This is a genomic window from Psychrobacter sp. P2G3, from assembly GCF_001593285.1.
Taxonomy (GTDB): Bacteria; Pseudomonadota; Gammaproteobacteria; order Pseudomonadales; family Moraxellaceae; genus Psychrobacter.
In genome coordinates, this window is the sequence record NZ_CP012529.1 from 1,630,587 (window position 1) to 1,655,932 (window position 25,346).

The 25,346-nt window shown below is 40.6% G+C and carries 21 protein-coding genes; 10 read left to right on the forward strand and 11 right to left on the reverse strand.

The window, feature by feature from the left end:
- Positions 1-107 precede the first annotated feature (107 nt).
- Positions 108-1,373, reverse strand: a complete 1,266-nt coding sequence (locus tag AK823_RS06805; RefSeq protein ID WP_068035728.1) for an MFS transporter — start codon at positions 1,371-1,373, stop codon at positions 108-110.
- Positions 1,374-1,520: 147 nt separating this feature from the next.
- A complete protein-coding gene (locus tag AK823_RS06810; protein ID WP_068327631.1) occupies positions 1,521-2,675 on the reverse strand; it encodes an acyl-CoA dehydrogenase family protein in 1,155 nt (384 codons plus the stop codon).
- A gap of 304 nt (positions 2,676-2,979) precedes the next feature.
- Between AK823_RS06810 and AK823_RS06815 the strand changes: the two genes are divergently transcribed.
- The 6 genes from AK823_RS06815 to AK823_RS06840 all read left to right on the forward strand — a co-directional run bounded on the left by AK823_RS06815 (position 2,980) and on the right by AK823_RS06840 (position 10,257).
- Complete coding sequence (locus AK823_RS06815; protein WP_068327632.1) at positions 2,980-3,756, forward strand: enoyl-CoA hydratase; 777 nt, start codon at positions 2,980-2,982, stop codon at positions 3,754-3,756.
- A 105-nt stretch (positions 3,757-3,861) separates the two neighbouring features.
- Positions 3,862-5,475, forward strand: coding sequence for a 3-hydroxyacyl-CoA dehydrogenase (locus AK823_RS06820; RefSeq protein ID WP_149031849.1), 1,614 nt, complete (start codon positions 3,862-3,864; stop codon positions 5,473-5,475).
- A 68-nt stretch (positions 5,476-5,543) separates the two neighbouring features.
- Complete coding sequence (locus AK823_RS06825) at positions 5,544-6,746, forward strand: 3-oxoadipyl-CoA thiolase (protein WP_068327634.1); 1,203 nt, start codon at positions 5,544-5,546, stop codon at positions 6,744-6,746.
- Positions 6,747-6,794: 48 nt separating this feature from the next.
- Positions 6,795-8,519: a fatty acid--CoA ligase gene (locus AK823_RS06830; RefSeq protein WP_068327635.1), complete on the forward strand. Its 1,725-nt coding sequence runs from the start codon at positions 6,795-6,797 to the stop codon at positions 8,517-8,519.
- 109 nt (positions 8,520-8,628) lie between these two features.
- Positions 8,629-9,099: a thioesterase family protein gene (locus AK823_RS06835; protein WP_068327638.1), complete on the forward strand. Its 471-nt coding sequence runs from the start codon at positions 8,629-8,631 to the stop codon at positions 9,097-9,099.
- A gap of 156 nt (positions 9,100-9,255) precedes the next feature.
- A complete protein-coding gene (locus tag AK823_RS06840) occupies positions 9,256-10,257 on the forward strand; it encodes a hypothetical protein (RefSeq protein WP_228138929.1) in 1,002 nt (333 codons plus the stop codon).
- Positions 10,258-10,446: 189 nt separating this feature from the next.
- On the opposite strand, the gene AK823_RS06845 is transcribed toward AK823_RS06840, so the two are convergent.
- From AK823_RS06845 to AK823_RS06870, 6 genes are all read right to left on the reverse strand, one after another.
- Positions 10,447-11,247 carry a hypothetical protein gene (locus AK823_RS06845; RefSeq protein WP_068035740.1) on the reverse strand — a complete coding sequence of 267 codons (801 nt, stop codon included), beginning with the start codon at positions 11,245-11,247 and terminating at the stop codon, positions 10,447-10,449.
- 139 nt (positions 11,248-11,386) lie between these two features.
- Positions 11,387-13,039 (reverse strand): HAMP domain-containing sensor histidine kinase, encoded by a 1,653-nt coding sequence (locus AK823_RS06850; RefSeq protein WP_068327644.1) that lies wholly within the window; start codon positions 13,037-13,039, stop codon positions 11,387-11,389.
- 53 nt (positions 13,040-13,092) lie between these two features.
- Positions 13,093-13,752: a response regulator gene (locus AK823_RS06855; RefSeq protein WP_068327648.1), complete on the reverse strand. Its 660-nt coding sequence runs from the start codon at positions 13,750-13,752 to the stop codon at positions 13,093-13,095.
- Positions 13,753-14,047: 295 nt separating this feature from the next.
- The gene (locus tag AK823_RS06860) at positions 14,048-14,815 is read right to left on the reverse strand and encodes a PAP2 family lipid A phosphatase (protein ID WP_068327651.1); all 768 of its coding nucleotides are present in this window, start codon (positions 14,813-14,815) and stop codon (positions 14,048-14,050) included.
- 47 nt (positions 14,816-14,862) lie between these two features.
- Positions 14,863-15,255, reverse strand: coding sequence for a diacylglycerol kinase (locus AK823_RS06865; RefSeq protein WP_228138936.1), 393 nt, complete (start codon positions 15,253-15,255; stop codon positions 14,863-14,865).
- 464 nt (positions 15,256-15,719) lie between these two features.
- The gene (locus AK823_RS06870; protein WP_068327657.1) at positions 15,720-16,316 is read right to left on the reverse strand and encodes a PepSY domain-containing protein; all 597 of its coding nucleotides are present in this window, start codon (positions 16,314-16,316) and stop codon (positions 15,720-15,722) included.
- 374 nt (positions 16,317-16,690) lie between these two features.
- Between AK823_RS06870 and AK823_RS06875 the strand changes: the two genes are divergently transcribed.
- Both AK823_RS06875 and AK823_RS06880 read left to right on the forward strand, forming a co-directional pair.
- On the forward strand, positions 16,691-17,671 hold the full coding sequence (locus AK823_RS06875) for a CorA family divalent cation transporter (RefSeq protein WP_068327660.1): 981 nt from the start codon (positions 16,691-16,693) through the stop codon (positions 17,669-17,671).
- 84 nt (positions 17,672-17,755) lie between these two features.
- Positions 17,756-18,439, forward strand: coding sequence for a DUF1345 domain-containing protein (locus tag AK823_RS06880; RefSeq protein WP_158510473.1), 684 nt, complete (start codon positions 17,756-17,758; stop codon positions 18,437-18,439).
- Positions 18,440-18,476: 37 nt separating this feature from the next.
- On the opposite strand, the gene AK823_RS06885 is transcribed toward AK823_RS06880, so the two are convergent.
- The 3 genes from AK823_RS06885 to AK823_RS06895 all read right to left on the reverse strand — a co-directional run bounded on the left by AK823_RS06885 (position 18,477) and on the right by AK823_RS06895 (position 22,351).
- A complete protein-coding gene (locus AK823_RS06885) occupies positions 18,477-19,823 on the reverse strand; it encodes a HAMP domain-containing sensor histidine kinase (RefSeq protein ID WP_068327666.1) in 1,347 nt (448 codons plus the stop codon).
- 99 nt (positions 19,824-19,922) lie between these two features.
- Complete coding sequence (locus tag AK823_RS06890; RefSeq protein WP_068035754.1) at positions 19,923-20,609, reverse strand: response regulator transcription factor; 687 nt, start codon at positions 20,607-20,609, stop codon at positions 19,923-19,925.
- Positions 20,610-20,653: 44 nt separating this feature from the next.
- Complete coding sequence (locus AK823_RS06895; protein ID WP_068327669.1) at positions 20,654-22,351, reverse strand: phosphoethanolamine--lipid A transferase; 1,698 nt, start codon at positions 22,349-22,351, stop codon at positions 20,654-20,656.
- 324 nt (positions 22,352-22,675) lie between these two features.
- Between AK823_RS06895 and AK823_RS06900 the strand changes: the two genes are divergently transcribed.
- Together AK823_RS06900 and AK823_RS06905 are read left to right on the forward strand one after the other, a co-directional pair.
- On the forward strand, positions 22,676-23,563 hold the full coding sequence (locus AK823_RS06900; protein WP_082785658.1) for an ABC transporter ATP-binding protein: 888 nt from the start codon (positions 22,676-22,678) through the stop codon (positions 23,561-23,563).
- 96 nt (positions 23,564-23,659) lie between these two features.
- Positions 23,660-25,342 carry an ABC transporter permease subunit gene (locus AK823_RS06905; RefSeq protein WP_068327672.1) on the forward strand — a complete coding sequence of 561 codons (1,683 nt, stop codon included), beginning with the start codon at positions 23,660-23,662 and terminating at the stop codon, positions 25,340-25,342.
- Positions 25,343-25,346: the final 4 nt, after the last annotated feature.

The following is a 25,346-nucleotide window of genomic DNA, read 5'->3' on the forward strand; positions in this document are numbered from 1 at the left end:
CTGCACCTTTAATAAGACTATCTTAAAGGTACAGTTAAAAGTGTAGTTAAATTCTTAATACAGCTATTATAAGCTATTTCGCTGTGCGGTATATATATTGAATAATATTACGCCTTTTGTGGGTCATACTGTTGCTCTTTGATGAACAAAGTTGGAATAAGGCCACATAAGAAGTACGCGCCTGCCATAAGTAATAAACCCGCCCCGATAGAGTTTTGCATGGCCATATAACCAATAGCGACAGGTGCAATAACTGAACCAAGGCGTCCGATATTGAATGCGCCGCCAATAGCAGTACCTCGAATAGCGGTAGGGAAGCTTTCGGTTAAATAGGTGGCATTGATTGCATAAGGGATACCATATAAGAAACCAAAGGTTATCATTAACCAACCGATGTTTTCTGGAGTATGCATATAGACCAATATTGGAATAAACAGTGCGGTGCCCATCGTACCGAAGGCAAATACTATTTTACGACCAATTCTATCAGCCACTAGACCTGCCACTACTTTAGCAAACATCATGGTCAAATAGGTACCCGCCATATATAGAGCCATCTCTTTAAACTTAATACCCAGTTCAGTTTCTAGATAAGAAGGTAGCCAGTTGCTTACCCCGAAATAACCAAACAGTAAAAGTCCTGAACTCATTGACCATAAAATGAACATGATGCGATGTTTTGGATTTTCAAATATTGCTTTATAAGGATTTTCAGGTTTTTGCAGCGAGTTTTTCGCGCCACTGAGTTTCAGTGCACGTGCCTCTTTCCAAGAATTTGGTTCAGGTATAAGAAAGTACATTGCTATCGATAGAATAATAGGTAAAAACGTCAACAGGTATAGTGTGCGCCAACCATAACTAGGAATAATCCAAGCAGAAACGCTAGTGATCACTAAAGACCCTAAAGTAAAACCTGTCATCAACATCGCAAGCACAGTCGTTCTATGTTTGGTAGGTACCATTTCAGACATTAAAGTATTAGTGGCAATATATAAACTACCAAGACCCAAACAAGCGGTAAACCGTAATGCTATAAACTGCTCATAGCTCTGCACAAATCCACTAAAACCAGATAGCACGGAGAAGAGCGCTGTCGCAATCACGATAACACGTACTCGTCCAAAACGATCACAGGCCCAACCGCCGAAAAATCCACCGATTGCCATGCCAAACAATGACCAACTGCCTAAAGCACCAGCTTGTACATTGGTCAACCCAAACTCTAGCTTTAGACTTGAGAGTGTAAAGGCGAGAATACCAATATCAGCTCCATCACATAATAGAACTAAAAAACAAAAAAAGAAGGCCAATTTCCAAGGTTGCTTCTGGACAGAGCTTAAGCTTGAATCTGAAGTTATAGCGGCACTTTTCACAATTTATATCCTTATTGTTGTGAGAATGAAAGACTATAGTCATGGTGACGTGACTCAGGCATCTGCGTCCTAGCAAATACCTCAATACGCTTTGAGAATGTAAATATTCTTTAGTAATCAAATAACCAGTAAGCGAATAAACGACAACTACTCGCTAACTTCTTTGATCATATTGCGGGCGATAATAATTTGCTGGATTTGAGTAGTGCCTTCATACAAACGATATAAGCGCACATCACGATAAAAACGTTCAATGCCATAATCCGCAATATAGCCCGCACCGCCATGAATTTGCACGGCTCTATCAGCAACTCGGCCGCACATTTCGGTCGCAAACATCTTGGCACATGATGATTCAGTAACGACATTTTTACCTTCATCGCGCAGACGTGAGGCATCTAGCACCATAGATTTAGCCGCATAAATCTCTGCTTTTGAATCAGCGAGCATGGCTTGAATAAGTTGAAAATTGGCTATCGGTTGACCAAACTGCTTACGCTCAACGGCATAGTGTAAGGCATCATCTAACATTCGACTTGCTGCGCCTGTACTCGCTGCAGCAATATGTAGACGTCCTTTATCTAGTACTTTCATAGCGGTTTTAAAACCTACACCTTCTACACCACCAATCAACGCATCAGCAGGCACTACGCAATTATCAAAGATAACATCACAGGTATGCGCGCCTTTTTGGCCCATTTTTTTATCAATTTTACCCAAAGTAATACCAGGGGTATCGCTCTCAACGATGAAGGCTGAAATACCACCCGATCTTTTATTTTGTGGATCAGTACGTGCCATCACAGTAAATATGCCGGCTTCAGGGGCATTGGTAATATAGCGTTTAGTACCGTTGATAACATAAGTATCGCCATCTTTAATAGCAGTGGTTCTTAATGAGGCAGCATCTGAACCTGATTCTGGTTCGGTCAAACAAAATGAGCCGATAATTTCACCACTGGCGAGCCTTGGTAGGTATTTTTGTTTTTGCTCTTCGGTACCATCAATGACTAGACCAGATGAGCCAATACCATTATTTGTCCCGATTAGTGAGCGAAACGCAGGAGATGTGCGCCCTAATTCAAATGCCAGTGTGACCTCTTCTTCCATAGTAACGCCAAGCCCGCCGTAAGCTTCAGGAATAGTAAGTCCAAACAGCCCTAACTCACGCATCTGGCTAATAATGTCTTCTGGAAGACGATCGTTTTCTGCTACCCAATGTTCCATTGGTATTAATTGGTTGCTAACAAATTGGCGGATAGTTTCGGTGATTTGGTTAAGAGTTTCCCTATCTCTGATCATGTGATTCTTCCTTGTTTGATTAATACTTAGATTGATAGCGGCTTCATAATTGCCTTGAACAAATAGCATAATTGATAGTTTATTAAATTACAACACTTTTGGTTTAAATAACCGCAATGCGGTATTTATTAAGAAATCATAGTTCAATAAGTTCGTTTATTTTTAAATTTAACTGAATTTCACCCTTCACAAAGGAAAATAAACAGTATATATTGGTCTTAAATATCGCTATGCGGTATTAATTATTAATATATTTTAAAGATTGCGCTATTTTATCTAACGACATTATTTAAAGGACAGCATCATGGAAGATCAAATCATTATTTGTGAAACATTAGAAAATGGCGTTAGTGTAATAAGACTGAATCGTCCCAAAGTTCGCAATGCTTTAAACACTGAACTACGCGAAAAAATGGCAGAGATTTTCATTAAATTAAACGATGACCCAAAGACCAAGGCTATTGTGTTGACTGGTGGCGATAAGGTGTTTGCGGCTGGTGCTGATATCAATGATTTCTTAACCGCAAAAACGGTTGATATCTATCTACGCAATAGCGAACGTTATTGGGATGCCATCACCAATTGTCGCAAGCCGATTATTGCAGCGGTCAATGGCTATGCGCTTGGCGGCGGCTGTGAGCTCGCTATGCATGCCGACATCATCGTCGCTGGCAAGTCTGCTAAGTTTGGACAACCAGAAATCAAAATCGGACTGATGCCAGGAGCAGGGGGCACGCAGCGGCTGTTTCGTGTGATTGGTAAACATAAAGCCATGAAGCTGATATTGACGGGCGACATGATAAGTGCAGAGGCAGCGGATCAAATGGGGCTGGTCTCTGAAGTGGTCGAAGATGAGGCGACTATTAAGCGTGCTATTGAAATCGCTGAACAACTAGCAGGTTACTCGCCTATTGCTTTAACCCAAATAAAAGAAGTCGCTAATCTCGGGGTAGATATGCCATTGCAAGGCGCATTGGCTTTGGAGCGTAAAGCCTTTCAGATTTTGTTTGATACCGAAGATCAAAAAGAAGGCGCGAAAGCCTTTTTGGAAAAACGTGACGCAAATTATAAAGGTCAGTAGCTTGTCAAAGCATAGACTTCTCAAAGCATAGAGAGAAAAAGCAACTATAGTTTGAAAACGAGACTATTCAACAAAAGCATATAAATTAACAAGACCATATAAAGGATTATTATGACTGTTAACTCATTGGCCATTATTGGCACCGGTATTATGGGCATGGGTATTGCCCAAATCGCTGCTCAAGCGGGCATTCAAGTGCTGTTATTTGATGCCAAAGCAGGAGCTGCTGAGCAGGGTCGTCAATCCCTTCAAGCGACACTCGAAAAACTATCGGCTAAAGGCAAATTTACCGATGAGCAGCTACAGTCTACTTTATCGAATCTAACCGTGATTGAAGATATAGCCAAAATTGCCAATGTAGATGTCGTTGTTGAAGCCATTATTGAGAATTTAGAAATAAAACAACAGCTCTTTAAACAGTTAGAAAGCATCGTGACAGCCGAGACAATTTTAGCAACTAACACTTCATCGCTAGCGGTGACCGCGATTGCCTCCGATTGTGAGCACCCAGAGCGCGTGGCAGGATTTCATTTTTTTAACCCCGTGCCATTAATGAAAATCGTTGAAGTGATTCCGGGTATCTCTACTAAATCTTCAGTGGTTGAGACGCTTACGGATTTAGCCAAACGCATGGGGCATTTAGGGGTCGTTGCAAAAGATACCCCAGGGTTTATTGTCAATCATGGTGGCAGAGCTTATGGCACAGAAGCCTTAAAAATACTAGGCGAGGGGATCGCTAGTTTTGAGGATATCGATCGTATTTTACGGGAAGGGGCTGGCTTTCGGATGGGACCATTTGAGCTGCTTGATCTCACTGGCATCGATGTGTCGCATCCAGTTATGGAATCGATTTATAACCAATATTACTTTGAGCCTCGCTATCGTCCCCATCCTTTAACCCGTCAAATGCTAACGGGTAAAAAGCTTGGTCGTAAAGTGGGTGAAGGATTTTATCACTATAAAGACGGTCAAAAATCAACAGTGGGTACGTCGCAACAATCATCGCCTGAAGCATCAGGTTCTAAAGCTAAATTTTCTAAAACAGGGTCTGATACCTCAAACCTAACAGTTTGGATTGGGGCAGATTTGGCAGAAGATAAACAACAGCTGGTTGAGTATCTAAACGCTAACGACATTACTATCGACGATAACGATAAGCCAAACTCTGACAGCTTAATATTGCTGGCAATCTATGGTGACGATACAACCAATGCGGCTATTCGCTATCAGGTTAATCCTAAACAAGCGGTTGCCATCGATATGCTGACTGACTTATCCAAGCATCGTACGTTGATGCCAAGTATCGTCACCCAAGATAACTTTGTAGCGCAAGCTTATGCCATATTTGGTAGAAATAATAAGTTCGGTAAAAGCTCGGATGAGGGTTCAAATGTTGCTGTCGATGCCACGCTAATTGCCGAAAGCACTGGTTTCGTGGCGCAGCGAGTCGTTGCGATGGTCATTAATTTAGGTTGCGATATTGCGATGCAAGGTATTGCCACACCAAAGGATATCGACAATGCCGTCAAGCTTGGATTGGGTTATCCGTATGGTCCTATCTCATGGGGGGACGAGCTTGGTGCCGAGCGTATTTTACTTATCTTAGAGCGTATTTATGGATTAACAGGTGACCCACGCTATCGTCCGAGCCCATGGTTACAGCGCCGTGCCAAGTTAGGCATCTCATTATTTACTCAACAGAGCAATTTTCAACGCTAAGAGCTAGACCAATTTAATAAACTCTATATTTCAATAATGCAAATTCTCAAACACAACAAGGAACAGTTATGTTAGACGCCTATATTTATGATGGATTAAGAAGCCCTTTTGGTCGCCATGGTGGAGCATTAGCAACCGTGCGTCCTGATGACTTAATCGCCACAGTGATGAAAACTCTGGTCGAAAAGCACCAATTACCTAACGATATCTTTGATGAAGTACTGATCGGTAACACCAATCAGGCCGGTGAGGACTCACGCAATATTGCTCGTAATGCTGCATTGCTAGCGGGACTAGATGTCACAACGCCCGGTCAAACCGTCAACCGTCTATGTGCCTCGGGATTATCTACAATTATTGATGCTGCTCGTAGCATTACTTGTAATGAGGGTGACGTGATTTTAGCGGGTGGCGTTGAGTCAATGACCCGTGCACCCTTTGTCTTTGCTAAGACCGAGCAGCCTTTTAGTCGTGAATTTAAAGTATTTGATACCACTATTGGCAGCCGGTTTCCCAATCCTCTTTTGACTAAAGAGTTTGGCAGCGATAGCATGCCGCAGACGGGCGATAATGTCGCTCGCAAATACGGTATCACTCGTGAAGAGGCGGATAAATTCGCAGCAGCCTCGCAAGCTAAATATCAAACCGCCAAGCAAGCTGGGTTCTTCGATGATGAAATAACGCCAATTATGGTATCGCAAGGTAAAAAATTACCTGAAAAAGCGATAACAGAAGATGAGCATCCTCGCGCCACATCTACTGTGGAAGCACTGCAAAAACTGAAACCTTTAAATGAGAATGGCGTAGTTACAGCAGGGAACGCATCGGGCATTAACGATGGGGCGGCTGCGCTGATTATTGGCTCAAAGCAAGCAGAAGAAAAGTTAGGCTTTAAACCTATCGCCAAAATTCTATCTTCAGGTGCCATGGGTGTTGAGCCCAGTATTATGGGCGTAGGCCCTGTTGAAGCCATTAAACTGGCATTGAAACGTGCCAATTTGACTCTTGATGATATGTCCATCATTGAGATTAATGAAGCATTTGCCTCGCAAGTTCTGGGTTGCCTTAAGGGTTTGGATATAGATTTTGATGACAAGCGCGTCAACCCCAATGGCGGGGCGATTGCCGTCGGGCATCCGCTGGGTGCATCAGGCGCAAGACTTGCGTTGAGTACAGCGCGCGAGCTACAGCGCACGGGCGAAAAATACGCGGTAGTTAGTTTGTGCATTGGTATCGGGCAAGGGCTTGCCATGGTGATTGAACGAGTCTAACTCTATTAATACTCTCGCCATAATATTTTATTATCAAGGACGACAATAATGACTACCATACTCAACCAACATGAAGATTACCAACAAGCCGAAGAAGCGTACGGTTTTCCTTTGATTATCAAACAGCTGCTAAACCGTGCAAAAGTTGCCTCTACTCAGCAAACCATTAGTTATGCCGATAAGGTCACTTATACGTATGCTGAATTTTTTAAGCGTGTTAACCGCTTGGCAAACGTACTTAAAAACATGGGTTTGCAAGCAGGTGATGTGGTTGCGGTTATGGACTGGGACAGTCATCGTTACCTTGAAGCGTATTTTGCCGTGCCTATGTCTGGCATGATTTTGCAAACCGTCAATGTACGCTTGGCTGAAGATAAAGTGCTGTATACCATCAATCATGCTAAGCCTAAAGCCTTGTTATTAAATGCTGAATTTGAGCCAATGGCGAAAAATTACCGTCATGAAGCCCCTTCTATTGAGAAAATTATCTGGCTTGATGATGCTGGTTTCGAAGGTACTGGTTTTGATGATGCTGAGTATAGTGAAGACAATATAAAAGCTAAGCAAGTTAGCATGCCAGATTATGTCGAAGGTGAATATGAAGCCATGCTAGCTGCGGCCAGTGATGAGTTTGATTTTCCAGATTTCGATGAAAATACCATCGCTACCACATTTTATACCAGTGGCACGACGGGAGACCCAAAAGGCGTCTTTTTTACCCATCGACAGATCGTATTACAGACGCTATCGAGTACCCTTGCATCTGCACTCAGTGCCGAAGGTCAAGGTGCTCGCTACAATGATGTCTACATGCCGATGACGCCATTATTCCATGTGCATGCATGGTGTTGGCCGTATGGGGCAACCATGATAGGGCTAAAACAAGTGTATCCAGGCCGATATGTATCCGAAGTATTGGTTGATTTAATTGAACGCCATAAAGTCACGCTGTCACATGGTGTCCCAACCATTTTACAAATGTTAATTAAAGAGATGGCCACCCGAGGTCGCAAGTTTAAAGGCCTTAAGTTATCAGTAGGGGGTTCCAAATTAAACGAAGGCCTAGCTGAAGCCGCTCTTGAAAGTGGAATAGAGTTTATCTCGGGGTTTGGGATGTCAGAGTCATGTCCTGTACTCGCCAGAATGGCATTCGGTGATCAGACAAATGCGATGACAACGACAGAAGAGATCAATTATCGTTGTCTTTCTGGCTCACCAATTATGCTGGTATCGATGGAGATTTGGGATGCAAACGGCAAAGCTTTACCAATGGATGGTGAGTCGACAGGGGAGCTGGTTGTGCGAGCGCCTTGGCTGACCCAAAGCTATTTTAAGAATTTAGATGCTGGCAATGAGTTATGGCGCGGTGGTTGGATGCATACCCAAGACATTGCCTGTATTGCCCCTGATGGCACGCTAAAGATTACCGATAGACTCAAAGACGTCATCAAGTCAGGTGGCGAATGGGTATCCTCACTTGAAGTCGAAAATATTTTATCCTTTCATCCGAGCGTTGCTGAAGTGGCCGTCATTGGAGTAGCGGATGAAAAATGGGGCGAGCGTCCTTTAGCATTGGTAGTCTTGAAACCTGAGCATGTCGATATCAAAGCGGACGCTATTTTAGCGTTAGGTCATCAAGCGGTTGAAAAAGGCTATTTACCAAAGTATGGCGTGCCAAGTGAGATAAAGTTCTTAATAGAAATGCCAAAAACCAGTGTGGGTAAGCTCGATAAGAAAAAGATGCGCATGATGTACGCAGAAAAATTAATTTAATCCAAAAAATTCTATTGATGATTGCAAAAAACAATTATTTGAGCTTACTGATGATTTTAACGTTTATTAATAATACCTGTGTTAATTGGCATTACTAGAGGAGAAAACTATGAAGGCTTTAGCTATATTACCGGAAATGCAAGAGACGCTGAATAAAGACAAACACCATCCCATGCATGGTTTTGCGGTTATCTATTCTCAACAAGTAGAATGGGGCGATATGGATTCTTTTGGTCATGTCAATAATGTGGTCTATTACACTTATGCCCAAAACGCTCGTATTTACTATAACAGTCAATTAAATCTATTCAATGAAAAGACTTTTTCAGTCATGGCAGCGTCATCCTGTCAATATTTCAAACCAGTGACTTATCCCGATACCTTATGGATTGGGGTTCGAGTTAAGAAAATTGGTAATGCCAGCGTGATTCATGAATATACCTATTATAGTACGGCTATGAATACTATCGTCGCTAGCGGTGAATCAGTACTGGTATATCTTGATAAAGCCAGTGGACAAAAGAAAAATATCGATGAAACAAAAAAAGCCGCGATTACTGCTTTTGAAAGTTTCAACTAAATTAGGAGGCAAGTTTCTTTATATAAGGAGATGGTGCTGGTATTTATAAGATTAAAAAATACGGTAGCAATAGAAATTCAAAGGGATTTAAATGGATTTTAAATTAACACAAGGAATGTATAGATCATGCTTTATATAAAAAAGTTGTCTTTTGGTTTGGCGGTTCTGGGGGCATGTGTACAGGCACAAGCAATAGATCTTGTCACCAATGGAGATACTACTTTAAGTATCGGTGGGTATGTTAAAGCGGAGGGTATCTTTTATTCTCCAGATGAAGGGGAGTCTGAGTTCAAAGGAAGTGGACGACAATCTCGGATTAATCTTAAAACCACGAAGAACGTAAATGATAAAAAATTAACGGGTTTTATTGAAGGGGATTTTTATGGCAATGCCGCGAATGGCGGTTCAGACTTGCGGCTTCGTCATGCTTATGCTCAAGTCGATGATTTGACCGTAGGTAAGACATGGAATGGTCAGTTCTTAGCGGTCTATCCACTTTTGACTGATCAGCTTGACTTTCGGGGCACGGGTTTGGGCACCATCTCTGGTGGTGGCGCTTATATTCGTCCAGATTTGACTGTGCATTACGTTCATAAAGGGCTTCGTTTTACGGCTCAAGAACCTGTTGATGAAGAAGCTAATTTGCCGGATATGGTTGTTAGCTACAAGGATAATATATCTGATCTTAGCTATAACTTGGCTGTTACTGCTCGTGAGGCTAAAAATGGAGAAGATTCGGATATAGGCGTCGGTGTCTCTTTGGCTGGTAAACTAAAGCTGGGTAATGATTCGCTACATGCGAGCGTATATAACGGTAAAGGGATGGGCGTTTATTCCACAGTATGTGTTGGAAGAGTCCTTGGTGCGACTAGCGATTTAGATTGTGATGCCGAAGACGGTAAGCTTGTGTCGCAAACTGGCTTCACTGTAGGGTATAGGCATAAGTTTACAGAGAAACTGATGAGTAACATGCGTTATGGTGAGATTAACGTAGATGATGAGGTAGATACCTCTGTGAACGTAAAAAGCATCAACCTTGTCTATGAGTATTTACCAGATCTGGATATTGGTATTGAGTGGAGAGATCGAAGCGATAAGACCACTTTAGAAGTGAGAAAAGGTCAGCAAGTTGAAATAATGGCCAAATACGAATTCTAAGCTGAATAGTTAAGTTTAGAATTGACAGTATAATTTATGAAGCTATTCTAGATAGGTAAAATAATCTAGGATAGCTCTTAACTGATTCTATTTGGTTGGTAAGTTGTGAAAGTAAATTAAAGGCTTTTATTGAATTACGGCTCATATAGTTCAGTACTGGTAAATTGCAATTAAATAGACTTACATTTATCAATGCGCTTTAGTACTAGCCCGCTGTTTAAACACTAATAAACAGACAATGATAAAGCCTAATAGTGCTGCGGAAGCGCCAAAGCGACTCAATGCAAGACCACCATGATCAATAGGCTTATCTAAGAAGTCACCTAATACCGCTCCTAAAGGGCGAGTCAAAACGAAGGCACTCCAAAATAAAAGCGTTTTTGATATTCTAGTGCCAAAATGCATCAAAGCAATAAGCACCAATAAAGAGCCAAAGATGATAGCACTCGTTGTGTAGCCCATGCCTTTGGTATCTGCGACCCAGTCGCCTAATGCGGTACCAAGCGTCTGCGAAAACATAATAGTCGTCCAGTAAAACACCTCCGCTTTGGGTTTACTAATACTGTCGACGGCAATGCTCCCCATCGTTTTTTGCCATATAACTAAACACATCACAAGTAGAGCGACTAGTAACGCTGAGCCGCCAGCGTAGCCAATTCCTAATGATCTCGTCACATAATCTGCTATCGTTGTTCCTAAAGTCGTTGTCGCGATAATCGTCGTCCAATATAACCATTTATTAAACGAGTTCGCTTTAATTTGGGTGGCAACCGCTATGCCAAATAGGACAGCGAATATACCAGTACTGACGATGTAGCCTAGGTTGAGCGACATTGATAAGGCGTCGCCTGCTGTCTCACCAAGTGTCGTAGCAGCAACTTTGATTATCCAAAAAAGTAAGGTAACCTCTGGAACTTTGGATAAAGCATTTAATACTGGATCGTTATCTGAAACGCTGGATGAGTATTGAGCTTTTAAGGTTGTATTCATGGATGGATTCACTCTATCGATAAGCAAATTTAGTGTCCTGTTGTAGACATTACTAAACTATCAATAGAGGTGTTAAGAAAGTGTCAAGATACAGCTATTTAGATCTAGAAAGCTTCCATGAAAAGTTCAATTTATTGATTTAGAAAACCAGCGTCATACAAAGCCCTCGATTACTATTCTGACTTGAAGTTGCCGAAGTGGAGTCGTTCATAAAGACATCTATACCTGCCTGCTCGCAAATTGACTTGACGATAGAGAGGCCTAGTCCAGTGCCTGTTATTTCTTGTGATTTCTTGCTGGCACTATCTGATCTTGATGCGCTTATATTATCGCTGAATTGATCAGCTGTACTTGGTACTTGATTAAGCCTTACAAAGGGCTCAAAAACATTCTCATAATCACTAGGATGAATACCTGCGCCTGAATCTATTATCTGCAACACCAATCTGCCACTTAAGGTTTTGGATAAATTATTTAATTTTCCAGAGTGAATCACATGTGAGCCAAAATTGTACTGAGCATTTAAAGCCGATTTATCCAAACTGCCTGAGTTTTGCTTAAGTTGATAGAGTTTAACCATGACTTGACCATTATCTGGTGTATAAATAATGGCGTTTTGAATCAGGTTTTTGATGAGCATTAATAACGAAGTCTCATCTATATCTACTTTGCTATTAGGTTGCAAGTCAACGGTCAGCTCGATGCTTTTATTATCAGCAATGGGAATGAGTAAGCCAATGACTTGTTCGATAATGAAGTTAACGCTGGTTGGTGTTTCTTCAGGATCGAGCGCTGTATTGATATTGCCAGCTCTAGCGAGCGTTAATAACTGCTCAACCAAACTTTGATTGCGTTTCAAGCGAATAGCCAGTTTATCAAGACCTTCTGACATAACGGTGTCATTACTAATACGCTGTAGTCGTTGTAGCTGTAATGAGATAGCAGTGAGCGGCGAGCGCAGTTCATGGGCAGCATCAGCGATAAAGCGTTGCTGACGTTCAATACTAATTTTTACTAAAGCCAATAGTCTATTTAAAGATGCTGCTAGTGGCAGCAATTCAGAGGGCAGTCTACCAATCGATAAAGGACTTAGGTCATTCTCATTACGTGCGCTTATCTCATAGTGTAATTGGCGCACAGGTTTCATCATTCGCCACATGATAAAAGGGAGTAAAAGCAGTAATAATGCTATACCGATAATAAGGGGTAAAAAAGACTGTAAGGCACTGGCTTTGGCTAAATCGTCTTGTAGATCCGTTTGTTGGCGTAAGATTAGGGCTACTTTTTCATTAGTATTCAAAGGCTCAATCTTGACATTACTTCTATAAGTTCGCCAAGTATGGTCATCAATGTCTTGATCACTTATTCCTATTGGAATATTAGTTAATAATGCCATCGGTATAGGTTCTGAGTAATCATGCTCGTCATCACTTTGATCGTTCTGATAATCTTCTACCCCGTTACCGTTACCGTTATCGAGTGAGGCAGAGAGTATGACTATATCAACGGTGATAGCACCATCATCGTCATCGGTATCAAAGTGAATGTTGCTGCGGGCATGCTCGTCACTGTATGAATAAGCAGCATTATTATTTAAACCACTAATATTAAGCGACTGCTCTAACAATGCCGCAGTATTTTTTAAGTTATCATCTTGAAAGTCATTTATCTCGTTATAGCTGTACCAAAATCCATAACCACCAGCGACTATTGCCAATAGCAATAATGACAAAACAGACCAAAAGATAAGTTGGAACTGTAGTGAGTTAAAGAGTTTACGGAATTTAGGCATAGCATTTAACTTTTATAGGTGATAGCTAGGGTTTTTGAGTTATTCATTTAAAGTTAGGCATTGCTGATGTACCACCCAAGCCCACGAACATTCTTGATTCTATCTTGCCCGACCTTTTTGCGTAAGCTATGAATCAAAAACTCAATGGCGTTACTCTCAACTTCACCGCCCCAACCATATAACGAATCCTCAAGTTCACTTTTGGACATGACTTTTTCAGGTGACAACATAAAGGTAATGATGAGCATATACTCTTTTGCGGTTAAATCGATAGGATTGCCATCCATCATGACTCGTTTGTGCGCGGTATCTAGACTGAGATTACCAACCGTCACTTGATTGTCAGCCTTGCCTTGAGCTCGGCGAATAAGCACTCTCATGCGTGCAAAGACTTCTCCTAACTCAAAAGGCTTGACGACATAATCATCAGCCCCTGAGTCTAATCCTGCAATTCTGTCTTTTAATTGATCACGCGCGGTGAGTATCAACACTGGTGTTTCAATCTTGGCATCGCGAATAGCAGTCAACACGCCCATGCCATCAACCTCTGGTAAGCCTAAATCTAATAAGATGATGTCATAAGGTTGCACCCTTAATGTCAGTATGGCTTGACGACCGTCTTTGACCCAATCAACCGTATAAGCCTCATCTTGCAAGGCTTCACTCAGACTCTCGCCAATCATCAAGTCATCTTCGACTACCAATACTCGCATGGGATATCCTTATAGATGTGGTTCAATGCCGCTATTTTAGTCATCGTCGTCTAACTGACTACTGATAACTTGACCTGTCATGCTATCTATAATTAAACCATAGTTCTGTGTGCCCTTGGCAATTTCAATTTCGCAAAAACGGTTGTCAGCCGTTTCGATATGAGTCCATCATACAAAATAAGATATAGGAGAAGCTTAGCGCAGATTAAGCATTTGATTAGAAGTTCAAATTCACTGGCAAAAAAAGACCCTATAATTTATAGGGCAGAAGCATTAGGTAGGTTAGTGCTAATAGCTATTTAACTGAGTCTACTGTACTGTTTAAAATAAGATTACGTTCTTTGATAATAGCTGCGCTTTTAAAAAATACGCTGGCAAGCGCACAAGCTATCGTTAGTGAGAGTAACATCGATACTAGTGTATGACTAAAGAAATGATCCCCAAACAGCATCTTGTACATTCCCATTGTCCATCCTAAGGCAGTAACTATTGCAAGTGTTTTATAGCGATACTTATGCAAAGTGGGTAAAAATGCTAATCCATATAAGGAAAAACCTGCGCTAGCATGTGCCGCTGGGAAGCATTTGGCTGGCGTTTGGGCAACTATATTTTGCCAGAGATTAAGATAAGGAAGATCACCATTAAATAATGTTAAGTGATTGGGGCAACTAACATGGGTGACACCTTTTAATAGTGCAATAGAGCTTGGCACTGCAATCAAAATAATAAGTAAGTAACCTATTTCACGAACTGATAAAGGAATAATAAATCTATCGAGCTTACTACGGTTAATGGTAGAAGCAGTATTCGAAGGTTGTCTGTATTTGATAATTAACACGATTATCAAATACATTGCCACTAGGATCAAAAGTGCTTTAGGTCCATCATAAAAGATAAAAGCGTAAGGCTGAGCGCCTTTTTCTAGAAACCATTGCCCATTGGTATAAAAAAGCTCACTAATACCAACATCAAACTGACTATGCTCAAAAGTTAGACTCGCAATGACAGTTAAGCACAAAAGCTTAAGCCACGTCCAATTAGCTGAGTTATTTTCTAAAGTCATCAAGACACCCTACTCAATTTATTAGGTTGTAAAAGCTTAAGTGTTGTTCAATGTAAAAGGCTTAATAACGCCATTATCCATAAAACAAATAACAGTAATAACGCCAAAAACTGCGCAGCAGAGCCGACATCTTTCGCTATTTTAGCTAATGGATGTTGCTCCATCGAAGTATGATCGACACTCGCTTCAATACCAGTATTAATGAGCTCAACGATAAGGGATAAGAAGGAAGCGATCACAAGCATCATTTTGATACTGATGCCAAAAGGCATAAATATAATGACCATGAACAATATTAGATTGAGCCAAAAAATCTGCCTGAATGCCGCCTCGAACTGATAAGCCGCTTTAAAACCATCTATAGAATACCCCGTAGCTTTTAAAATACGAGCCAGACCTTTTTTACCCTTAACATTATTTGCAAAGTTATCCGCTACCATTAAAGTATCAGGTGTTTTTTGGTTGTCAGAATGGGAGTTTGTGTGGTCGTTGTCGAGAGTAATGGGTTCGATATGATTCATATTGATTGCTTAATAGTCATTAATATTCGGGTATGTAGCAGGTTTTAAGAAGCGTGTTAAATACTTAGTAAAATCAGCAGACTTTGAGTATATGACAGAGAAGATTAAGAAAGCGTTAAGGTAAAACTAATATCTGTTTTTATACATAGCAAAAAGCAGTAGCTGACACCTTGTTCTATTATAGTATCAGCTACTGCTACCTACTAACGTTGAAGTTAAAATATAATGTAAGTGCAATCATCGATCTAATTATTTTTTTAATGATCCCAGCTAGGAGAAGGTCACTGGTTAGCACTTAAATCTTAGTATGGGCTTGGCGCTGTTAAGAAAACGTTAAGATAGGATAATAGCTAAATTTAAAACTCATTCTTTTGGCTCGTTCTTTAGTCATCATCCTCCACGTCAACTTGACTACTTAACACCTTACCAGTATTGGCATCTATGCTCACATCATATATCTGATTGCCTTTGACGACTTCAATGTCGTAAACAGATTGACCTTTTTCTAGCTCGAACTCAGCACTAATTATTTTACCATTCACACTTTGTGCTGCTTTTTGCATGGCCCTAGTTAGCGTAACTTTGGCCTGCTTCATAGCACTGTATTCAGCCATGTCCTCTTTATCTAGTTTTTCTTGCTCAGTCTTGAGAACTTTACCCGTATTGGTATCAATCTTGACTTCATAAGCCGTACCGTTTGATACAAACTCAACTTCATATTCGCCCGTTACGGCACCCTTGCCATTATCATCATCGTCGTCATAATCGAATTCTGCGCTGACCAGATCACCTTTAGCATTCTGTTTAGCTATCTCAATTGCCTGCGTTAAGCTGATTTTACTTTGCATGGCGCTAACGGCTTCACTTGAACCAGTTACCGCTTTGATATTGGCGGCAGGGGCTGCTATAGCGGTTGCACCTACACCTGCAATAGTAAGGGCGACAATCATTGATTTGGTTAACACTGATAAGTTTTTCATAAGATTCATCCTTTTTATTAAGTCAATTTCTGACACACCGTTAACGGTTTTGTCAGCTACCTTGTGGGTATGAATCTATATTACGAAATAAGACATAGGAGAAACTTAGCGGGAATTAAGGGTTTAATTAGCGAGTGAATATAATAAACATTGCTTACTTATCGGAGTTAAATCACTATCTAAATAGTATTAGCTACACTCGAAAGGGCATCTATCTGTTAACTTAATCGTTGTTGTAGCGTATTTTGGAATAAAGAAGTCATTGAATATCAAATATCAAATATCAAATATCAAATATTTAACCACTCTCATTTTTGGCTTGAATAGCAACCTTGTTAAGCTTTTGATCAAAGGTGTTTCTATAGGGGGAAGTGATGTCAGAAAAATTCTTACAAAACACGACACTCATCGCGTATTCATCCTCACGAGTATCAAAACTACCTTGTGATGACATTACCAAGTTGAACTTTGAGACACAGGGTGACGAGGTTTTTTGGCTCAATACATATGGGCTGAGCGAATTAGACGAGATGAGACAAATTGTCATCCAAAATCAATTTGATGACTTCTTAATTAAATTACTCCAAGATGATGACCATGCCAACAAGGTTATCGAACTGGATAACGTATTGTTCATCGCTTTAAAAGTATTGAAAACTGATGATAAAAATTTAGACAGTGAACAACTGATTTTTGTTGTATCGGCAAATATGTTATGGAGTTTGCAAGAGAATATTGGCGACCATTTTCAGTGGATTCGTGATCGCTTGATTCAAGGTAAAGGGCAAGTACGAAGCAAAAGAGTCGATTACTTAATCTTTCTTTTGATTGAATCACTGATAGCAAACTATGAGGAGACGTTTGAAAAATTATTGAATGCTGACAGTGACTCTATAAAGGTGACGAATATTAATCCAACTCCTTATTTTACTGAAAAGGTTGAGGAGCAAAAACGTCGCATGTTAAATTTTAAGAAAGCGACGCTAAGCTTGCGTAATACGATTGTAAAACTAGAGACAATTAACATTATCGCTATGGAAAGCAAATATTTCATAGAGCTCAAAGAGCAAGCAAACAATTTAATTGATGAAATTGATTTTGAGTTGTTTGAGCTTGACAGTAAAATCAACCTAATATTCTCAATTCAGGGACATCGTTTGAATGAAATCATGCGTACCTTGACTTTGGTGTCAGTGGTATTTATACCATTAACATTTTTGGTAGGCGTTTACGGCATGAATTTTGAGTACATACCTGAGCTAAAGTGGCACTATGGTTATTTTATTTTACTTAGTTTGATGGTAACGATAACAGTGAGCATTATTATGTATTTTAAGAATAAAAAATGGTTTTGAAACATTCCTATTGATGATGTAAGTTAATACCACTCAGTATAGTTGTATAATCTGAATCCTCATTGATAAGGTATGATTAAAATTATGGCACTATCATCAGATACGTTTCTTAGTCATTGGCGTTTGCTAGGTAGTCTGTTGATGGGGCTTATCGTTGGGATATCAGCAACCAGTATTTGGTCGTTGTCTTTTAGTACCAGCTTTATTATAGGATGGGACTGCGCCATTCTTGTTTTTCTGAGCACTATCATAATCATGCTACGAAAAGATACGATGCACGAGCACTTAAATAGTGCTAAGCAAAGCAAGTTTTCGATTTTAAGCTTGATTATAGTTTCAAGTTTCATTTGCGTTTATGCCATCGCTAAACAAACTCAAATTGGTAAGAACTATCAAGACCTTATGTTTGCTCTAAGTATTAGTCTGACTATTGGGACGATATTCATTACTTGGCTGATGATTCAAATTATTTTTGCCATGCAGTATGCCTATTTATATTTTTCTGAGGCGCAAAAAGGTCATATTTTACCCTTAGCTTTCCCTGAAACAATGATGGAGACTAACGCTGATCGGAGGACACCAATTGACGTCAGTTTTGAAGATTTTTTTTATTGTGCAGTTGCTATCGGTACTTCAGGTCAGACCGCTGATATTGTCTTTACCTCTAAAATAGGTCGGAATCTGGCTACTCTTCACAGTATCATCGCCTTTGTCTTTAATTTAGTCATTATTGCCTTACTGATTAACATCATTGCCACTTACTTGTAATACATTAGGACTTTTAAAGGCAGTCTCTTAGTAGAAGTTATGTATAATAAATACTAAAGGTACTGCCGCCTGAATCATTGGCTTGATGGGTAAGTTGCCAGCCCATATGCGCCATGATGCGCTGCACGATGCTAAGACCCAATCCTGTGCCTTCAACCTTATAACTAGAATATCCTGTTGACAATACCTCTGTATCCAACTGCGTATCATTATGCGGTTGCTCTAGACGTTCAAATCTCTCATAAAGCAGGGGCATCAAAGCTTCAGGAATGCCCAGACCTGTATCAGTAACGGTGATTTTTTTATCATCAATAGTAATAACTACTTCACCCTCATCCGTGTATTGAAAGGCATTTTTTATTAGATTCCCCAGTGCCATTTTTAGCAGTTCAGGTCGTACATAGGCGAAATACTCTTGTTCAGCCACGACTGTGCAAGTCACCGTCTTATAGCGCAGCAAGTACTTTAAGCGCTCTACTTCATTTGAAGCAATATTGTTGATAGAGGTTTGCGGCGTGTCTAGTTTTTCAGGCGCACGAGAGAGCAATAATAAAGCGCTGATAATCTCAGAGGTTTCTTTGGCAGTATTGCTAATGCGATTGGTAAATTCGTTCAAATGGCTGTCGCTTACTAATTGTGAGGCCAACACTTCTGACGCACCCATGATGATAGTTAATGGCGTGCGCAGCTCATGGCTAACATCACCGGTAAACAACTGCTCGCGCTTTAGATACTGCTCAAGCTTATGGTTTTTCTCATCAATGGCTCGCGCTAATACGCCAACCTCCGATGGCAAATGAGTCAATTCGGTTAAATTTTGATGATCGGTTTCTACTGCTTTTTTTAAGTCTAATAAAGGTTTAGTAATTTGCCTAGAGGACAACTGAGAGAATATTGCGGCAATTAATAAACTTAGAATAACGGCGACTCTTAAGGCATTGGCAAATATATCTTCTAAGTGTTCAAATATCGCCAAAACAGGGTAGTTACCCATCACCATCTCGGTGCCTTCTAAGTAAGTCAAAATATATTTCTGTTTATCTTGTTGATGGATAAAGAAATGAAGGTTACTTGCATGTGAACCCGATTCCGTATTTATCGTGATAGAAGTTTCCTGCACCGTTTCGGTCGCTATAGCTTTCAAACTTTCAGGCGCACTGCCATAGCGATAAATTTTTATGCCTGGATCTGCGACATAGACAGTTTGCTCACCCTCTTTTTCTCGACTAAGCTCTAACTGTTGTAGCAAGCGAGCTTTGACCAAATCTTGCTCTATTCTGACTTCAGCATACATAAAAATACTGACGAAAGTTGCGCAAAGCAATATTGCGAATAAGAAATATGATATTCGAAACTTGTTAACGATAGAGTCAAGACTAAACATGGCATTTACTTCGTAGGGAAAGACAGTAAGAAGAGTGATAATAATTACGAAAAATACTACTTATAATAAGAATAAGCAGCTAAAGCCTATTATCGGATTTTATACCTTGTCTGGGTCAATAATCTGATAACCAACACCGGGTACGGTGATTAGCATGGTTTTAGCAAACGGTTTATCGACTTGTGCACGCACACTATGCATATGGGTACGCAATGCATCGCTACTTGGAATATCCTCACCCCATACCTTTTCCTCTAATTCATTCTTGCTGACGACTCTAGGTGCAGCGCACATCAATGTATTTAATATTTTAAACCCTGTTGGTGTGAGCTTTAATGATTGGCCTTCTCGGCTAATCGTATGCTCCTCAGTATTCAAAGACAGTTTGCCAATCTCTATACTGTGCCCAAAGTGGTCATCTTGATGTCGACGTATGAGGGCTTTGATACGTGATTCTAATTCAACGAGTGAGAAGGGCTTAACTAGATAATCATCGGCACCACTATCGAAGCCTGCAACTTTATCCAAAATCGTATCGCGAGCTGTCAGCATCAATACTGGGGTTTTATTATGCAGTTCTTCTCTCAGCTTTTTACACAGTTTTGTACCATCCATACCAGGTAGCATCACATCTAGTAGAATAACGTCATAATAATTATTTGAGGCCAGCGTTAAGCCACTAATCCCGTTATGAGCGTTATCCAGCTCAAAGCCCTTTGGCTCAAAAAAAGCATAAATATTGGCCACGATATCGGGATTGTCTTCAATAATAAGTATCTTATACATAGGTGTCTCGTGCATAAATGCTAGCATTGCTTGGGTTAAAAAGATTAATTAACAGTTTTAAAAAAGGTTGGTGCTGCTTTTACTTCATCGGTAGTAATACCGAAGAAGCCTAGTAAAGTAGGGGTAATAAAGTCGTGTGATACGGGCTGGTCAATCATGCTGGCGAGACTGCTTTTATCCATACTGTTGCCATCAATACCATTGCCAGTAGGCGACCAGACAATCACAGGCACCTGTTTTTGGGCGTCTGGCGCAATACTATATGGTAGACCATGCAGGTAGATATTATTTTCGCCCAAACTTTCTCCATGATCGCTGATGTATACCATCACCACATCATAATCCTGCTCATAAGCTTTTAGCGTATTGATAACGTTATTCAAGAAGTAATCAGTATAGCGAATGGCATTATCGTAGCCGTTGATGACGGACTGATCGTCGCACTTAGATAGCTCATTGGTCATACATACCGGCTGATACTCTTCAAACTCTTTAGGGTAACGTTGGTAGTAAGCAGGGCCATGATTGCCCATTTGATGCAATAAAATAAGCGTATCTTTAGCAGGTACGTCTGATTTTACCAGTTTATCAAAGCCATTGAGCATGCCGATATCACGACATTCGCCGTCACAACTAGGATTAACATCTGACGTTTTATAATCCTCAAAAGTGACTCTATCCGCAACCCCTTTAGAGCTTGAGTTGTTGTCTCGCCAAACGACGTTGACGCCTTGTTTATGAAGAGTATCAAGCACGTTTTCATTATAGTCCGCACTACTGGCATCATAATCCTTTCTATCAGCATAGCTGAACATGCAAGGAACGGAATAAGCGGTAGAGGTGCCGCAAGAGGTTGCATTATTGAAGCTATAAATATCTGGCTGGCTGGCCAGTAGTGGCATAGTCTCGCGCTGATAACCGTTTAAACTAATATGGTCAGCGCGAACCGTTTCACCGACGACAAATACCATCAATTTGGGTTTTACTTTACTAGTGCTAGTGACGGGTGTTATACGTTTGGCATCTGTCGCATGAAGTATTAGGGTATCAGGACGGCGCAATTCATCGACGTAATCGGTACCCAGTTTGATGACAGAGTAGATAGGAGTAATGGGGTTGGTATAACTACGAACCACTTTATGCTGGCGAAAAAAAGTGGCGTATTGATCACCAAAGGGTAATAGACAAACTGCTATTAAGGCAATAGAAAGAATTAAAGTAACTGCTCGTTGCCATAATGCTCGACGTAAAGGAAGTCGCTTTATACGAATTTTAGCAATAATAATAGCAGGTATAACGCCTAATAAAACGACACGAATAAAAAAACTTGGCGCCATTAGTCCCATCGCTTCTGCTTGGTCGGTTTGCAAGCTATTGATCAGCATACTACTATCGAATATTGTCCCATACCCATCGGTAAAATAACTACACACGGCAGCTATCATTACCATAGCAATTAGGACTGGTTTGGCGATTGGTCGATAACACAATAACTGAAAGAGTAGCCACATCAAGCCGAACAGTAAGCCTGTGATAGAAACTATAAAGCCAATATTTGTGCTAAAAGGATAAATACTTAGCACTTGCGCAAAAAAACCAATATTCGCGGTGGCTACTAAATAGAGGGTAACAATGATAATCAGATAATTAAGATTAATCTCGTAATTAAAGATTTTACTTATATGGCCTTTTTTAGTATTAGCTTTAGTATCATCAGTGTTAAGTGCTTGAGATATCGACATAACTAGGCTTCTCAAAAGAATTATAAGGAACGTAATTCTTTACGATAGCAATTAGCCTGTTAAGAAGACGTTAAGGTAGCTAAGCTAACAATATGACGAGTATTAGATTAAAACTATCTCGTGCTGTGCTGATAGTTAGCAAAAAGCCTTTGTATCGCTTGGCATACAAGGGCTTTTTTATATGTGAGGGGATCTGAACTTACGTTGATCTGACTTCGTATTGTCATATTTTTTTCATCGAAATGTCATAACTGACAGATACACTGCTGACCTATCCAAGATGGATAATTAGATTGTTAATTATAAGCGATTAGGGAAGTTGATATGTTAGAGCTAAGACAGGTTACGAAGAGATATGATGACAAGGTTATATTTGAGGATCTTTCACTTAAAATTAACAAAGGTGAGATAGTTTCAATCTTAGGGCCATCCGGCTGTGGCAAGACTACTTTACTGCATATGATTTTGGGCTTAACTGACATTAGCGGCGGCCGCATCGCCTATAACGGCGAAGATATTACCCGCGTCTCTATGAGACAAAGAGGGTTTAATATTGTCTTTCAGGATTATGCGTTATTCCCCAATCTTAATGTCAAACAAAACATCGAATACGGTCTGCGTAACAATCCTAGTGTCAGTACACAACAAGAAGTCGATGAATTGATCGATTTACTCGATATTAAGGCGCACCTAAGTAAGCGTATTCATCAGCTATCAGGCGGTCAAAAGCAACGTGTCGCGCTGGCACGTACGCTGGTCATGAAACCCAAAATACTACTGTTAGATGAGCCTTTGTCGGCATTAGATGGGGTGATTAAGGAAACCGTCAAAGAGCGCATTCGTGAAATCGCCGTGCGCTATCAGCTGACTACTCTAATTGTCACCCATGACCCAGAAGAGGCGATGACGTTATCGGATCGCATCCTACTGCTATCGGATGGCAAAGTGGCGCAATTCGCTGAACCCGCTGAAATCATACACAATCCTGCAAATGATTTTGTCACCAACTTCATTCTAAATCAGCTCAATATTAAGCGTCGCAATATCTTAAGCTTATTTGCCGATGGTATATCTGAAGCTGATCCACTAAGTAAATACACTCAAACCCAAAACTATGGACAGTATGAGGCTGATATTAGCCCCCGTCTTACTGATTCTAAAGCTATCGCTGTCCATGATAAGCAAAAGTCAAAAGATACGGTAAAAGGCTAATTTTGTAGAAGCTGACAGTGACTGAATCGGCAACTGACATACTGACTATAGATGTCATAAATTAAAAACCTGACCATTTGATTGTTTTGGATGTTTATGAAGCTTAGTAATCCACCCCAAGTAAAAGCCATTTGGCTCTTCGTGACGATTTTATTCATCGCTTTTCTGTTTGTACCCTTAGGTAAAATGCTGGCGTTATCATTAAATGTCGGCGATGGCATGGGCTTAGATAACTATAAAAGTATCGCAAGTAGTGATAGCTTTAAGCAAGTCATGCTCAATAGTTTTTTTGTGGCGACGGTGAGTGCGCTGAGCGCCACGCTACTTGCCTTTATCTTAGCTTATACCGTGCACTGGACCAATTTACCGAAGGGCTTTAAAAAGGTCATTAAAGTTGCTGCCTTATTGCCCATGTTATTGCCAACGGTGACCTATGGCTTTGCCATTATTTATACCTTTGGCAAGCAAGGTTTATTGACCCAAATACTCGGCTTTCAGCTGTTTGAAAATATATACGGCTTTCAAGGAATGTGGCTTGGCTATACCATTTATACCTTACCCATCGCCTTTTTATTACTCAATAATACCTTTCAGTATTTAGACAAAAAATTCGTTATCGTCTCAGAATTAATGGGCGACTCGTCTCTGCGCCAGTTTGACATGACGGTCATTCGCCCGTTGATTGGTACTTTTGCGGCGGCAATGATTCAATGTTTCTTTTTAGCCTTTACGGATTTTGGTATCCCAGCTTCTATTGGTGGGCAATATAAAGTCATCGCTATTGAGCTTTATACACAAATATTAGGGGCATCTCCTTCGTTTGAAAAAGGGGCGGTGGTCGCACTGTTTATGCTCATTCCATCGATATTGAGTATTGCCATACTCTGGTATGTCGCGCGCTTTAATATCCGCTACGATTCGGTTGAAAATATCGACTTGCCTTCTTCGAAAATCAAAGACCGAGTATTAGCCGTATTATCGAGCGTTATCTTGTTCTGCTTACTGATGGTCTTTGCGGTGATATTTATCATTCCGTGGATAAAGACATGGCCTTATCAAATGCAATTCAGCACGGAAACCGTCAGCAAGGTTTTAGAATCTGCCAATCTCATGCGGGTCTATAAAAACTCACTCATCGTAGCGGTATTGACGGCTGTCTTCGGTACCTTAATCACTTACTTTTCAGCACTGTTGTGCGAGCGCTCAGGTTTATTCAGAATTGGTAAATTCAGTATCCAGAGTTCAGCTTTGGTCACCAACACGGTACCAGGAATGGTCGTGGGTATTGCCTATCTTATGATTTTTTCAGGCTCAGCAATTGCCAATACTATTTTTATTATCGTGATAAGCAACATCATTCACTACTTCGCCACCCCTTATCTGATGAGTAAAAACGCACTGGCTAAAATGAACTTAGGCTGGGAGACGACGGCGAGTTTATTGGGCGATTCATGGTTTACGACACTGCGGCGCATTGTGATTCCCAATTCATTCTTTACCTTAATTGAAGTCGCGTCCTTCTACTTTATCAGTGCCATGGTAACGATTAGCGCGGTTATCTTTATCTCTGGTGCCAAAACCATGGTGCTCACCACCAAAATCGTAGAGTTACAGCACTTTGCGCGCTTTGATGAGATTTTTATCTTATCGCTGATGATATTGCTGACCAATATCTGCGCCTTGATACTGTTTGCCATCATGCGTCATATACATAGCAGACGGCTCTACAGGACACCGAAAGCAACGGACGAAACGCTTATTGCACCAACGACGACTTAAGTAT

What these genes read in the sequence shown, in the direction of transcription:
- AK823_RS06875 (WP_068327660.1), top strand. Translation starts at nt 16,691, where the DNA reads ATGTCAGAAAAATTCTTACAAAACACGACACTCATCGCGTATTCATCC.
- AK823_RS06815 (WP_068327632.1), top strand. Translation starts at nt 2,980, where the DNA reads ATGGAAGATCAAATCATTATTTGTGAAACATTAGAAAATGGCGTTAGT.
- AK823_RS06890 (WP_068035754.1), bottom strand. Translation starts at nt 20,609, where the DNA reads ATGTATAAGATACTTATTATTGAAGACAATCCCGATATCGTGGCCAAT.
- AK823_RS06830 (WP_068327635.1), top strand. Translation starts at nt 6,795, where the DNA reads ATGACTACCATACTCAACCAACATGAAGATTACCAACAAGCCGAAGAA.
- AK823_RS06835 (WP_068327638.1), top strand. Translation starts at nt 8,629, where the DNA reads ATGAAGGCTTTAGCTATATTACCGGAAATGCAAGAGACGCTGAATAAA.
- AK823_RS06850 (WP_068327644.1), bottom strand. Translation starts at nt 13,039, where the DNA reads ATGCCTAAATTCCGTAAACTCTTTAACTCACTACAGTTCCAACTTATC.
- AK823_RS06870 (WP_068327657.1), bottom strand. Translation starts at nt 16,316, where the DNA reads ATGAAAAACTTATCAGTGTTAACCAAATCAATGATTGTCGCCCTTACT.
- AK823_RS06885 (WP_068327666.1), bottom strand. Translation starts at nt 19,823, where the DNA reads ATGTTTAGTCTTGACTCTATCGTTAACAAGTTTCGAATATCATATTTC.
- AK823_RS06855 (WP_068327648.1), bottom strand. Translation starts at nt 13,752, where the DNA reads ATGCGAGTATTGGTAGTCGAAGATGACTTGATGATTGGCGAGAGTCTG.
- AK823_RS06895 (WP_068327669.1), bottom strand. Translation starts at nt 22,351, where the DNA reads ATGTCGATATCTCAAGCACTTAACACTGATGATACTAAAGCTAATACT.
- AK823_RS06810 (WP_068327631.1), bottom strand. Translation starts at nt 2,675, where the DNA reads ATGATCAGAGATAGGGAAACTCTTAACCAAATCACCGAAACTATCCGC.
- AK823_RS06825 (WP_068327634.1), top strand. Translation starts at nt 5,544, where the DNA reads ATGTTAGACGCCTATATTTATGATGGATTAAGAAGCCCTTTTGGTCGC.
- AK823_RS06900 (WP_082785658.1), top strand. Translation starts at nt 22,676, where the DNA reads ATGTTAGAGCTAAGACAGGTTACGAAGAGATATGATGACAAGGTTATA.
- AK823_RS06860 (WP_068327651.1), bottom strand. Translation starts at nt 14,815, where the DNA reads ATGACTTTAGAAAATAACTCAGCTAATTGGACGTGGCTTAAGCTTTTG.
- AK823_RS06845 (WP_068035740.1), bottom strand. Translation starts at nt 11,247, where the DNA reads ATGAATACAACCTTAAAAGCTCAATACTCATCCAGCGTTTCAGATAAC.
- AK823_RS06905 (WP_068327672.1), top strand. Translation starts at nt 23,660, where the DNA reads ATGAAGCTTAGTAATCCACCCCAAGTAAAAGCCATTTGGCTCTTCGTG.
- AK823_RS06865 (WP_228138936.1), bottom strand. Translation starts at nt 15,255, where the DNA reads ATGGTAGCGGATAACTTTGCAAATAATGTTAAGGGTAAAAAAGGTCTG.
- AK823_RS06880 (WP_158510473.1), top strand. Translation starts at nt 17,756, where the DNA reads ATGGCACTATCATCAGATACGTTTCTTAGTCATTGGCGTTTGCTAGGT.